This window comes from Vibrio barjaei (genome assembly GCF_001639065.2).
Lineage (GTDB): Bacteria > Pseudomonadota > Gammaproteobacteria > Enterobacterales > Vibrionaceae > Vibrio > Vibrio barjaei.
On the sequence record NZ_LQXO02000046.1, the window covers coordinates 17,328 to 30,010 of the forward strand.

Below are 12,683 nucleotides of genomic sequence, written 5' to 3' on the forward strand. Positions count from 1 at the left end.
AATAGGTGTTTCTCATGAAAATATTTTCACGTGCTGTGGATCAGCGTCGCAGCAAATACATTGCAATAGGAACTCGTGTGTTGCTCATTGCCATAGGGTTAGTGGTAATGCCGAGGGGTTTCGCTTCTGAAGAAAACAATGGGGTTAACTATGGTGACCCAACGGCAGTATTTAAAAACTTTGGTGTCTCTCATAACGGTGACGGAGCCATTCAAACCAATCTCGTATACGGACAAGGCAAAAACGTGTTTCAGTTAGATTTAACGGCGCAATATAGAGACCGTGCAGGTGCTGAAAATTTAGGTACCAAAGGGATGGGATATCGAGCACGTTATTTTCGAGTCAACGATGGATTGGGCTTTAGTATGGACGTTATTGGATCCCACAATCAAAATGCGGACTCGACGACCGCGGTTGGCGGTGTGATTTACAAGATCAATCTTACCGATCGCTTTTCAGTTTTCCCAATGCTTTCGGTGGGTGGAATGACATCTAAAGCTAAAGCTGACAGTCAATCTTACACATCAGGGATTATTCAGCCTGCGCTGTATGCCCTCTATGCATTTGATGAAGGACACTGGCTTTACGCGAACCCCCGTTACACACATTACACAGATACGCCTTCCAACGCTAATGACTACTACAAATATGACCAAGATATGCTCGATATCGAGCTAGGTGGAGGGTACATGCTTAATGAGTGGTCAGCAGCAGAGTTTAAAATTGAGCACAAAGTTCGAAATGACACTCAAAAACAGCATGGGCGTTACCTAAATCGTGATGACACGATAGGTTGGCTTAAGTACTCCATTTTTTGGTAATGGAGTGATGTTATGAAGAAACTATCGTTAATAGGATTATTATTCTTATCAGTTAGTGCATTCGCAACTGTTGATTTTGGAAGTCCTGAGCTTACGACGACGCAGCCAGGTAGTGGTGCAGGTGCAAATGCATCGAAAGACCCAGGCAAAGGTTGGCTCGGTGCTATTACACTCGGTCATTACAATATCCGCGGTGTTAATGCAAACGGTCAAGACCATTCCTCTGATAAGTACACATCTTTGGACTTAGTTTTGCCACATTTGAGTTATTACACCGATACTAGAATTCTCGGGGGCCGATATAGCTTTGGTATTACGGGGGTCATTGGAGGAGTTCATAAGGGGAACGAAGAAGTCGGTGTAGGCATGAGTGGAAGCCCGTGGCTACATCCTATCCGACTTAATTGGACGGTTGGAAATGATTTATATGTCGTGGCTGGCTACTCGATGCGATTCGGATTGAAGTCCTCCCGTATGTCCATCGACAAAGCTTATGACATGCACACGCTCAACGCAGGCGTCACTTACGATATTAATGAACGGTGGCAAGTAAACGGTGCTTTACAGTATGAACATCGCACCGCAACGACTCGCAATGGACATCGTTGGCAAGCGGGTGATATTGGCTACGTTGAAGGTTCACTGATACGCAAGTTTGATAACGGTATGACACTCGGTGGTTACGTCTATCATATTGGTCACTTAAATCGTGATAGAGGTGTGCAATATGATGGAGCTAATTACTTGCTTATGGGGCGCTATGGCTCTCATGTATCTGCATTAGGGATGGAGTTCACCACCCCAATCGAAGCAATTAACAGTTCACTTTCACTACGAGTTCATGAAGAAGTAGGACCGAAAAATCACTCATACGGAACCCGTGGTTTCTTAACACTTTCACACAAGTTTTAGGAGGTGCGATGTTTACCATTGTTACTGTAGTTGGCCTTAGCGCTATGACTATATCTTTTATTACAGACGGCGTATTCATCCGCCTTTTCTAATTATGATGTAGCCTCAGCTGGATGCTGAGGCTACATTTAACAACTTAGTCAGTATGGCAACGCTAGTCTTAATGCACCATTGTCATCAAGCCTCATTTTCAGAGTTAAATCTACATTCTGTGCTGGCTGCTTTTCTCAAAATGTAAATTTAGAGCTTTTAGGGTTCCTTCTACAATGCTGAATAGTGATTAGGTTTCTTAGTTTTTCTAATCAATACAGCAAGTTATATTCGTACAAATATTATATAAAACAGCTACATAGTCGTGCCACTGATGATTTTCATCATCATTCATTCCAAAATAATGAAAAGTTTATCTAATACTTATCTGGAAGAAACCATGACTCGAATACAGCATAACCAAAACCCGAAGTAGGACATGCTTTTGAAACTGCTGAGTGAGGCTTTTAGCGAAATTGATTGGCACTTGATCAGTAGTCTCTGTGGATTTATATTTCCTGTACTTGATAACAGCAACAAATGCTGAATGTAGTCCCGGTAATAATCAGCAGTGCGGTCATTGTCACGTAAAATGCTGGCAACTGCCTCTACGACTGACTGTGCGTCTATACAGTCGGGGTGGTCAGTCTGCTCTTTTATGCCTTCCAATGCGGCCAGATAGTCTCATCGAATTACAGCCCAGGACAGTCTCTTAAAAAACTTGTCGAGGTCACTCATCGTAATCGGATTTATCCGCCACCTTCAGTTCATGTAACTCTCTTATTAGATAAGGAGACAAGCATCGCTCTATGTTCTTGACCGTAGTTTGCGCACGAATGACTTTAATCATGCTAAGGATGCAAGTCGTGTTTTTTTGAACCATGCGCCTTGATTCTTTGACTTGGTCAGTGAGATTGGCGTTAGCAGTCTCCAGTTCTTTTCTACTCATAGAGCGTGAACCTTTAACGCTTTCACCGAACGTTCCCTCTAGTGATTCTACCTGTTCTTTGGCGAACGTTTCTATTAAGTTCTTACGACTAGTCAAAGTTGCTTTACTGCTGATTACATTCTTATCTTTTAGCCTTCTATAAAGGTTTGCCTGAGTTATTGGAGAGCGCTCGTAGCCCTCATTTAGCATCTCTAGCAGTTCATGCTCTATTCGAGTATCAAGCGCTTTGCCTTTGAGTTTTTCACTCATATTCAGCTCCGATTAGTCTGGTATGGCATTGATGACACTCTGTGTAATCAATCCCCCTTACTAGTTTGTTTTATAGGGTTGCTGTTCAAGGAAAACAGTTGAGCAGCCATTGAAATTAATCGCTACCCTCTGAATGAGGGGCGACAAGGAGTTCTTTCTTGCGCTTTGACTCCAGGGACTTCATTGCCTTTATCTCACGCTGAGCGACAGCAAATATCTCTGAAAGCATCTTAGGTTTTCGATTTTCATCAAGTGCCGCCAAATTTATCAATGTCTTTTCGTTGTTTAGAGAGTCGGACTGGCTCTCATGGTATTCGACATTCTCTTGACGGGTGTGAAGCTCTCCAAGTATCTCTTCACACTCCTCAACAGATAACTCTCCGGTTAACTCCAAGTGATTGATGACAGATATTTGAGACGAAATACGCTCACCTAATTTCCTAATTTTGTGTTCCTCATCAGATCTTCCAGTGAGAGTGAAGTAAGCACAAGGCGAACCGTCTTGGCATTTCATATTGTAAGGGCATGAGAACGTTGACAGTTTTCGCATACAGCTCCCAAGATACATTTCATGCAAGTCTGAATGGGGGCGAACGTCAGCCTTTTTTTTTGCTAGTGATGATTTATCATCCATTTCTTCTTCATCGATCAAGTTGAACAGCTCATCGAACTCAGCGAAGACATCGCTTGAGCTGTTGCTAGATATATCTACAATGAATGAGGTTTTATCTTCGCTTGTTGTCTGTGTACCTAACGCTTGGGCAAATGCATTAGACGGTTCGAGGTTTGGATTGAGTTTGATAGAAGCTTCTATTTTAACTGCCTCCAATGCTTTCCCTTCACTAGCGAATTGCTTGGCATTACCAAACGAGACCAACTCAGTAGAGACGGCTCTGTCTTCGAAGCTTAGATGCTGATAGCTCTTATTTTGCTTTATATCGCTACGTCCCATAAACATAGCTTGGAGATGGTCAGACACATCAGCTAAGGCTAAAAATGTATTTATCCCATGCCTTGGGCAATGAGAATACATCATGTCGATCTCACCATTTTCGTTGAGCAACCCAAATCTCGCAAAAATACTGCGCGCACGGCTACCTTTTTGCCCATACCCTAAAAATGAAGAGATAACATTTGTGTTAATTACCTGTGGAATGACTTTCAGAGCAGCTTGTCGGGTCTGGTTCGCGCTACCGAGAGGAAAAATGAATAACAACTTCTCATATGGAGTATGAATCACTTCTTTCGTTTCAGAATCCGTATATCGCCAAATTAAGTCGGCCGAAGTTCCTCTATCCGCATCCAGACTCAACTTTATGAACGTATCTATATCACTAAGGGTGTATAGTTTCTCTTTGCTGTTTCTCCCAGACTCGACTTCTGAGTGAGGCGTTATTCCAAAGCCCGCCAACTTCTTGACTGCGTAATCTCGCGCTGCGCGGCGACCGCGTTCGACCACAGTCTTCGAATAAGACTCGTAAACATCATCGACAATTAAATCGAGACTTGCCACTTTAGAGTGTAGCTCAACAACCCGGCTGCTTACGTTTCGGCCCCATGACGATGGAAGAAGTGAATCAAAGTCGTTGCTTCTTATATATTCCACTTGTTTACGAATCTTTTCATTGAGACATAAAGTATCGACGACAATCTCATCGAGCAAATCAACTGTCATCGGTTCAAACCAATGTGTCCGAATACCTGCTTTTTTCTCTCCACCATATTGAAGACCAACAAAATAAGTCGGTAGACCGCGCTTCTCCATCGCGGCCCGTGTATGGGGGTCACTAATTTCAACAACTTTAAACCTATCATATCGAACGGTTGCGGCCTCCATATGTCGAAACCCTGTCACCATAAGAAGCAACACACAGTTTAGAACAACTTTCTCTCCATCGGTTTTAACCAAAGAGCGGAGAGCAACGACATTTAAAAATGTCTGAATTGACAGGTTTTTTTCCTTTTGCTCGTTATCATCGGTTTGTTGCTCAGCTTTAACTTGCTCAGTGTAATTCGTACCAATGCTGGTTTGCTTTGTCTCAATATTTAGTTCAGTTTGCGTGATGCCTAGATAGTTTAGTTCGGTAGCAACCTTGTTTGCCAAGATGTAGTCATTAGCGGCGTTAATTTTAGCTGACTTTCCCGTTCGTGATTGAGCACATAGGTCAGTCGCTGCCTGCACAAATTCTGATGTGATATTAACGGGATGAGGTTCAGCACCACTCATCAGCATACGCACGTATACACGTTTAAGGAGTATGTGTGTGTTACGTACAACCGAACCTGATACTTTTTTATCTCTGAACAGTGATACACAATAAGCCTTGATGAACTCAGAAAAAACTGGATTTATTTCAATGAGATCAAAGCTGTCTTCACCATCTTGAAACAGACCTTTGGTATTTTTGCATTTGAGTAGAACAAAATTTATCTGTGCTGAGTTTGTCGCAAACACGCCAGAGGATGAACCTCCCAGCGCCCAGTATGTCGACTCCCAAGAGTATTGTTCATCACCAGCATTAATTTCAGGTAATAGGGCATCCTCGAAGAACGACTTATTTAGAGATATAAAGTTGTTTAATTGCTCGTAGTTCTGTTTCATCGAAAGCCACCTTGAAGACGGTTGATCACCATTTCTATTTCATTTTTAGTCTGTGTAGCTGTATCTATGAGAGGGTTGAGCACACCTTGACCTTCCTGTGATACATCAACCACATCAAGTAACTCTTCCGTCATGATATTTTGCACTTCTCGATGTTTGCTGACATCCCTAAACGGTCTGAAGTAAAAGCATCCGTAGCAGCTACGTACTTTTTGGAGGTGACATTGCTTTTGGTGCCTTTCACACCCTCCAACGCGCTTTATAAACTTGCCGCGAACGATCCCAGAAACGAAGTAACCGTTCCACTCGGCTTCATTCACCGAATAGCCAGTTAAAAGCAGCCCCATCATGCCTTCCCAGACTGGATTCTGACCAAGCGCTTTGTGTTTTAATAGAGCTATTTCAGGGGTGGCTTCAATATAATAGCTAGCGGCAACCGTACTAGCATGACCAAGCACCATTGCGATTTCTTCCGCTGACGCATTAAGCATTGCCATACTGTGCCCAATATTGTGGCGAAAGTCGTAGAGTGAATATTCTGGTCTATCCATCCGCTGACTTTCAATCGCAAGCTTCACATCTTTAGGCTGGATAAACAACAATGCATCGTTAAGAGACAAGTGCATCTGCTTGGATAAAGAGCGCTTCTTATCGCCATCATAGGGATACAAAGTATCTCCATCTTCAATAGCAAACCGCTTTTTGTATTCGTCAATAATACGTCCAATTTCACTACTCAACGCGACTGGGGTAGTTGAGTCAGTCACTGAGCTTTGCTTGACCAACGGAACCGCAAGTAAATATCGTTTTAAGCCAGTCTTATGATTCATGGCGTGAAGTTTTACAGAGCCACCAATCAACTTTGCAAACTGCTGTGGTCGGCAGCCGACAGCATAAGAAATAGCAAGAATTGATAAGTCCTTTAATTGATTATCACTGAGAGATGCAAGCCCTTCAGGCGTGCCGAACTCAACCAATCGATTGATTATCAGGTTTTTGAGATGTGTCGGCATTGCCGCTTCAACGTCTTGATAACGAAGAGACGGATCGCTGGTTGATGGAACAGGTAACCGAACTAGTGTCTCTAGATCGTCAATGTCAAAATTAGGAAACCCCATTCGAATCAGATATCTTGTCACTGACTTTACTTCAAAATATCCACTAGCTTTGTCAGCAGCCGCACGCACCTCAAGCCATTTGCAGACCGAACTGTAAGAGATACTTTCCAAAGAACGTATAACATTCTTGATATGTCTAAAACCTTCAGACGTTAGCGGAGCTAGGTGTCCAGAAGTGTATTTTATTACTAATACTTTCAGAAGCTTATTAAAGTCAGGGGACAGATCAAACCTGAGAACATGGATTCGTCCTAATCTGGTATATTCCCAACGGTCACTTTTCGTCTGAACGTGAGTTGTGTCATCTTGAGCCGCAACGTCAATTGACATCACAGCAGGTAAATGTAGGTCGTGAATAAAACTAATTTGCTTTGCCGTAAATATTGCTGCATGGCTTGGGCTGTTCGTTTGGTGTAAATGGGTTTCGTTACTCATTGTTGCTTCCTGCAAGAAGATTCAGTTTTTCTTGGCTCTACCATGGGAATTGTTCGTCAAAGTCGTGAAGTCCGACTTCGGATTCAGTGCTGTTGTAAACACGCATTAGTGTTTCATTGGCATTGCGTAACTCGAACCGTTTGGCATATTTCGAGGGCATCGTTGATTTGTCAGACCATCCACCAAGCAGTCGAAGCTGATCTCTAACTTCAGCCATTATGCCTTTAACATTGACAGCGCCAGCCTCAATGAACTCATCCTTGAGCTTGAAATATAAGTTTTCCATCGTACCGAAAGCCCAAGTATGTCTGAGCCAGTGAGGTGATATGCTTTTTGTTATCGATTCTGCATAATTAGGATCAAAATGCTCAGGGAAGTGACTCTTAAACGACTCTGTGACATTTTTGAACTGAGTCATCACAGTCGAATAGCTCGATGGCTTGAAAGGGCTGATGCTCGCTGAAAAGATAAAGTCATGTTTGGCTTCTGGCGTTCTAATAAACCTGTAATAGGTCATCAAATTTCTGTAGTCATTAGCAGTAATGTATATGAGTCGGTTACTGAACTTTGTCTTAATCTGAGGCTTATTATTACGTTCATCTTCAATGGCAGAATCATCTAATGCATCGTCAGATAGATTTCTAACGCTCATTATCCAACTGTTCTCGACGGTTCGGGACTTTTTAAACGAGTTCTTTCGAAGAAGCAGGGACTCGCCAATACGCAATCCATACTTTACAAGTAAATCTGTTAAAAGATAATTTCGCATCTGAACTTCATAGGAGACAATGGGGTTGAGTCGATTCTTTTTGATCAACTCCCATTCTATTACCCCCGTATTTTCGTTTTTTATTGGCTTCATAACATCTGGCAGCAACACCTTGAAGAAGTCCTCGTATTGCTCCTCCGTCAAACTTTTTAAATCATCGAAGTTGGAGGTGACTCTAGCAGCAGACTTACTGAATTTATTGAACTTTTTACGAGCCTCATTCAATCTTTCTTCAGTTTCTGTCCTTAATCTGCGAAGGGTATTACGGTCTTCATCTATATAAGATGCTGTTAAGTAAGTTGAACTTAAGAACTTGATGAAGTTGCAGACCACCGTACAGTGCTTAGCAGCAGTCCTTTTTTTTCTATTAGTTTCGTCTGTTGTAGTAAAAGAAGTTGGGAGCGTAGCAACATTACTGATTTGCTTATCAGCGATCAGGAAGTCCCAAAAAGCATCAAGCTCGACAATCAAAGCTTCAACGTCTTGGTAATCTGTACGATAGAAAGAGTAATCCAGAGAGACGCCATGTTTCTGTAACCAAAAGTCATAGAACAATTTGACTGAGTCCATGTAAGATTTTTGGGTGCCAAGTTTTTTTTCTTTTAACTTGGACTCTAACCAACGAAACGAAAGTAGGGGTGGCATAGTGGTTTGTACATCGAGGATGCACCAAAACTCGTCGCCACATTTCTCCACCTTATACATGAACTAAAATCCTCTAATAGATTTCACTGCATGTACAATCATAGGCTAAAAGATATAGCAATCACGAATCGAGTTTGTTGTTTTGTGATGTAGATAATCAATGACTTATTTCCAAGAAAATAAGTCATTGATTATTATATACTTTATGGTAAATAACTTATGTTTAATGAAGTGTCGGAAGAAGTGCCAAGAAGCGGTGGTGTACAAAACTCCAATCAATTCAATTTTAACATAATATACATAATGCGCACTAAGGGGTGGTTTTTTAACATTTGGTGATAATGGCAATCTTGCCCGTTTTAATATTAAGAATTTCAATCAGTTAAAGCCTTTGGCTTGTTCTGGCACACGTTTCACGTTGATACGTTTAATTCTGCTTTGGAAATTGATGATTATACAAAATGCACCGCACCGCTTCGGCTATCGACGGTAACTATCAATAAAAACAAAGCAATAGAAATTAACGTTTGTTGTATCAGGATTTTTGTGAGGCTTATCACCATGATATTAGAGTCATTTGCCATTTTGTACTGGCAAGAATTTGAAACCATTCGTGCTGGCGCTGAGTTTTTTCACGTCAACAAAGTCACCATTTCACGCTGGCTTAACGGCACTGTTCCTATCAATCCCATGGCTGAAAAACTGCTATTGATTAAAGCCCTTGGTTATCTACCCAATGATATGCGTTGGTATGGATTTCGGATTGATGAAAAACGCGCGGTGTTTATCACACCTTCTGGCCGTGAATTTAGTCCTAAAGAACTGGAAAGCTTTGTGCATTGGCGTGATGAATACACTCAATTGGTCGAACTGCATGGCCACATTGAATACCCCAAGGTGTATCCGGCCAAAGAGAATTTACTGCCTTTTCGTGGTGGCCGCCGCATGACGGCAGCCCCTTGGATTCCTACCAAATATAAATAGACTAACTATCATAACGTTCTCAATAGAGCGTTATGAATCTAACTTTCTTTCCTCATTGTCCTTGGCTTGTTCTTTGCTCGCTTCTACGTGAGCATCTAACGCAGCTTGCGCTTCTTTTTCTTTTTCGTCTAGCTTAGCTTTTTCCTTGGCGCTAAGGTGCTTTAACAAATGACTCACAACTGGAACGTTATCTAACTTGTTTATCGCTTCAGCGAGCTTGGAGCTTTTATCAATTGCATCAATTATCGGGTGGTCAGAATTATTATAATCTGAGATTAATTTACCCGGATTTTCGCTATTAACCTGAAGAAGATTAAACAGAAGTCTGGTTCTCAGCTCTCCACTTGCATTATCTTCTCCTATTTGGGATATCTGTTCAGATAGCCCTTCAAACGTTTTACTAGAGACTTCCTTATGCGTGTATTCCTCTATGAGTCGCTTGCTTAATTTGTAGCTCTTATTCGATGAGTATGCTACCCATAGAATTGGAGCGTAAACAGGAAGCATCAGACTAAAAATAGTCGGAGTATCTTTTATTACATTCACAAATTCTTGCTCTTGAAACAATACCCGAACGACACTGTAAATCAGCGGTATTGAAGAGCAAATGATAAGACCAATAATCGCGATAAAGAAAGAAAATTCGTGTTTGTTAAGTTGCTCTTTTTCTACTTTAATCTTTTCAACATAAGCACCAGATAGCCCGGCAGTTAATGCTGTTGGCAATAATGCATTTATGCGGTTTTTTATTGCTGTATATTGCTCATCTGCTACTCGAACGGCTTCATCTGTTGACTCTTTGAAATGGGTTTCTAAAGACGCAAGTACGTTGGTTTGTGTTTCGTTTAAGGTAGAGAGCTCACTATTCAGGCTCGTAAGGTCTTCTTTTATCTTGTCAAAACTAACTTGCAACTGCTCTTTAAGACCTTCAACTTCGTGAATTTCTCCGTTTTCATCTTCATAGCTTTGACCGAAGACCTCCAAATATAAGCTTCGAATTTCCTTTCGTTCTTTGGTTGCTCCTGTAAGTAAGGTTCTCAAAGACTTGGTTAGATTTTCCGAGTCAGCTACTTGCTCTGTTATTGTTTCGATACGCTGGGTTAATAGGTTTTTTTCGTCGACTAATTGTCTTAGCTCTTGAATTGTGTTCTCAGATTCTAGTTTGCTTTCTGTTAATTCTTCGTTTTCATTTTGTGCGCGAGACAGTAGCGTTGCAATCTGGTTGGAATTTTCTGTAGATTGTTCATGGGAATTCTGTATAGAGTCACGTAAGCTTTCAAAGAACTCTTTGCCAGACTCAACGTCATGAGCAATTTTCTGCATTTCTTCAAACTGTTCTTTAGCTCTGTTCTTTATCTCGGCGGTTTTCCGTTGATTACCTACGGTCTTAGAAAAATGTTCAGGAGCGGTCTTTTCTAGCTCAGACAAACTATCTTGAGCAGTTTTTAATTGCTCAGACAGTTCATTAACCTTGTTCCATAAATGCTCTTTTTCAGTGTGAATTAGATCCCTGAGCTTTTCTTCGGTGTAACCCCACATCATCTGAATTCCTAATATACAAAATATCGATTGGCTTATTTTACATCCAATTACTCAAATTTAATATGCAGTCTGATGATATGCATAACAAAAAGCCGAACTCTATCAAAGAGTTCGGCTTATTCCTACGATAGCAAGCGTAAGGTATCTTAGGAGTATTGAAAGTATCAAAAATGGTGAGATTAAATAGCTGACGTTTATTATCTCGTGAAGCTACACGCGCCCCTTCCTACTGACCTTACATCCGTCACCAGTGACGGCATGAAGTAGCCCGCAGAATCGGGGCTTTATTGATGCTTTGTTTCCAGTGCTTTAATACGTTCTGCATGGTCTTTGAGAATATCCCGTATCCACTTAATATCGACCTTAAGAGCAATGACGGTCGCCATAGCTGACGCACCGCCTGTCAGCGCTGATAATACGAGCGCTTCTACTATACCCATTATTGACCTTTGAACTCATTGCGAAGCGTTTCCCAGAGCCCAATGACCGCAGGAACTGCCGCACCAATGATGCCACCTGCTTGCACACCGTCAGGTGTGACGGTTGCAGTTAGAAGTTCAGGTCGGCCAACAAGCAAAGCCGCAGCGCTACCCAATAACACTAAGCCTTTCTTTGTTGATGGTTGTGATAAATCAATACCTAGAAATTTCATATAACACCCCTACTTTTTCGACAATTTGTAATACAGCCATGCACTTAACAACGTTGTGAACACGGCAATGGTGACTTGTAACGCGACATCTTTCTTGTTCATGCGAGAGCCACTCCCTCGGCAGCATCTTTCACACTGTAATAGCGACCAACTTCCATAATCGACATGGCGTGAACCAAACGAGTCATTAACGCATCGTCGTAAAGGTTAAGTGTGTCGTTTGGAGCAACACCGATATTGCTTGCGACAAATTGCGTGTAGTTGGCAGTATCATTTTCGTGGGACGGAGCCCAACGACGAATGATGCCCGACAGCGTGTTAAGCCCGTATAGATTCTGATAATTGCGAATCAATCGAGTGGCCGCACGAAAGCCATATTTAGGACTACTAAAGGTTTCAAATGCCTTATCTTGTGACGGCGTAACCTTACCAACCCAAGCATTGTTACTAATGCGAATGTTTAGCGGGTTATTGTTGCGAATCCCGCGATTAAGCTGTGATTTCAAGACCTTTTGCCCCTGATACATGATGAAAACAATGATAATAAAAGCGAACCAGCGAAACATGACGCCCCCTATTAGAGAGACGTTGACGACACGCCTAGCCCGACCAAAGTCACCTCACCCACTCCGAACTGTGCATGTTCCAACACATCACGATTACTCACGCTTTGAGTCATTTGATAAGTTGGGTCTGCGCGAACCACCACACGAGGAATCACTTTCTCTTTGTCATGGACATTAAGCTTATCGACGGACAACACAACGGTTTCATTTGCCGTGATTCGCTGCCCTTGCTCAGACGCAGCGCCGTGCATGGTGGTGGTGTTTAAGCCAATGCCAATAGGCGTATTAAGACCGTCACGAATCGGTTCGCCGCGTTCATTGACAAGCAAAATGGTGTAAGCGAGCTCACCCGTAAAACCGGATAACATTGCGCTCAGTGACACGCTAAAACACAGCGTGACTAACGGCT

11 protein-coding genes and 1 pseudogene are annotated in these 12,683 nt (G+C 42.1%); 3 read left to right on the plus strand and 9 right to left on the minus strand.

Features of this window, described 5'->3' with window-relative positions; genetic code table 11:
* Positions 1-14 precede the first annotated feature (14 nt).
* Both AWH66_RS20000 and AWH66_RS20005 read left to right on the plus strand, forming a co-directional pair.
* The gene (locus tag AWH66_RS20000) at positions 15-821 is read left to right on the plus strand and encodes a hypothetical protein (protein ID WP_063605283.1); all 807 of its coding nucleotides are present in this window, start codon (positions 15-17) and stop codon (positions 819-821) included.
* A 12-nt stretch (positions 822-833) separates the two neighbouring features.
* Positions 834-1,733, plus strand: a complete 900-nt coding sequence (locus AWH66_RS20005; protein WP_063605284.1) for a transporter family protein — start codon at positions 834-836, stop codon at positions 1,731-1,733.
* A gap of 760 nt (positions 1,734-2,493) precedes the next feature.
* On the opposite strand, the gene AWH66_RS20010 is transcribed toward AWH66_RS20005, so the two are convergent.
* The 4 genes from AWH66_RS20010 to AWH66_RS20025 form a co-directional block, all read right to left on the minus strand.
* Positions 2,494-2,961 (minus strand): hypothetical protein, encoded by a 468-nt coding sequence (locus tag AWH66_RS20010; protein WP_063605285.1) that lies wholly within the window; start codon positions 2,959-2,961, stop codon positions 2,494-2,496.
* A 115-nt stretch (positions 2,962-3,076) separates the two neighbouring features.
* The gene (locus AWH66_RS20015) at positions 3,077-5,563 is read right to left on the minus strand and encodes a hypothetical protein (RefSeq protein ID WP_063605286.1); all 2,487 of its coding nucleotides are present in this window, start codon (positions 5,561-5,563) and stop codon (positions 3,077-3,079) included.
* Entirely contained in the window at positions 5,560-7,116 is a 1,557-nt protein-coding gene (locus AWH66_RS20020) for a hypothetical protein (RefSeq protein WP_063605287.1), read from the minus strand. Before AWH66_RS20020 ends, AWH66_RS20015 begins: the two co-directional genes overlap by 4 nt.
* A gap of 37 nt (positions 7,117-7,153) precedes the next feature.
* Positions 7,154-8,590: a site-specific integrase gene (locus AWH66_RS20025; protein WP_063605288.1), complete on the minus strand. Its 1,437-nt coding sequence runs from the start codon at positions 8,588-8,590 to the stop codon at positions 7,154-7,156.
* A gap of 501 nt (positions 8,591-9,091) precedes the next feature.
* Here AWH66_RS20025 and AWH66_RS20030 point away from each other — a divergent pair.
* Entirely contained in the window at positions 9,092-9,514 is a 423-nt protein-coding gene (locus AWH66_RS20030) for a phage protein (protein ID WP_063605289.1), read from the plus strand.
* A 30-nt stretch (positions 9,515-9,544) separates the two neighbouring features.
* Here the strand turns inward: AWH66_RS20030 and AWH66_RS20035 are convergent, their stop codons facing one another.
* From AWH66_RS20035 to AWH66_RS20050, 5 genes and pseudogenes are all read right to left on the minus strand, one after another.
* Complete coding sequence (locus AWH66_RS20035; RefSeq protein WP_063605290.1) at positions 9,545-11,056, minus strand: coiled-coil domain-containing protein; 1,512 nt, start codon at positions 11,054-11,056, stop codon at positions 9,545-9,547.
* Between the two features lie 284 nt (positions 11,057-11,340).
* The gene (locus AWH66_RS26005) at positions 11,341-11,496 is read right to left on the minus strand and encodes a hypothetical protein (RefSeq protein WP_167360977.1); all 156 of its coding nucleotides are present in this window, start codon (positions 11,494-11,496) and stop codon (positions 11,341-11,343) included.
* Positions 11,496-11,708, minus strand: coding sequence for a hypothetical protein (locus AWH66_RS20040; protein ID WP_063605291.1), 213 nt, complete (start codon positions 11,706-11,708; stop codon positions 11,496-11,498). Before AWH66_RS20040 ends, AWH66_RS26005 begins: the two co-directional genes overlap by 1 nt.
* 98 nt (positions 11,709-11,806) lie before the next feature.
* The gene (locus AWH66_RS20045; protein WP_063605292.1) at positions 11,807-12,274 is read right to left on the minus strand and encodes a structural protein; all 468 of its coding nucleotides are present in this window, start codon (positions 12,272-12,274) and stop codon (positions 11,807-11,809) included.
* Positions 12,275-12,285: 11 nt separating this feature from the next.
* Positions 12,286-12,683: pseudogene (locus AWH66_RS20050) on the minus strand (hypothetical protein); the annotation flags it as partial.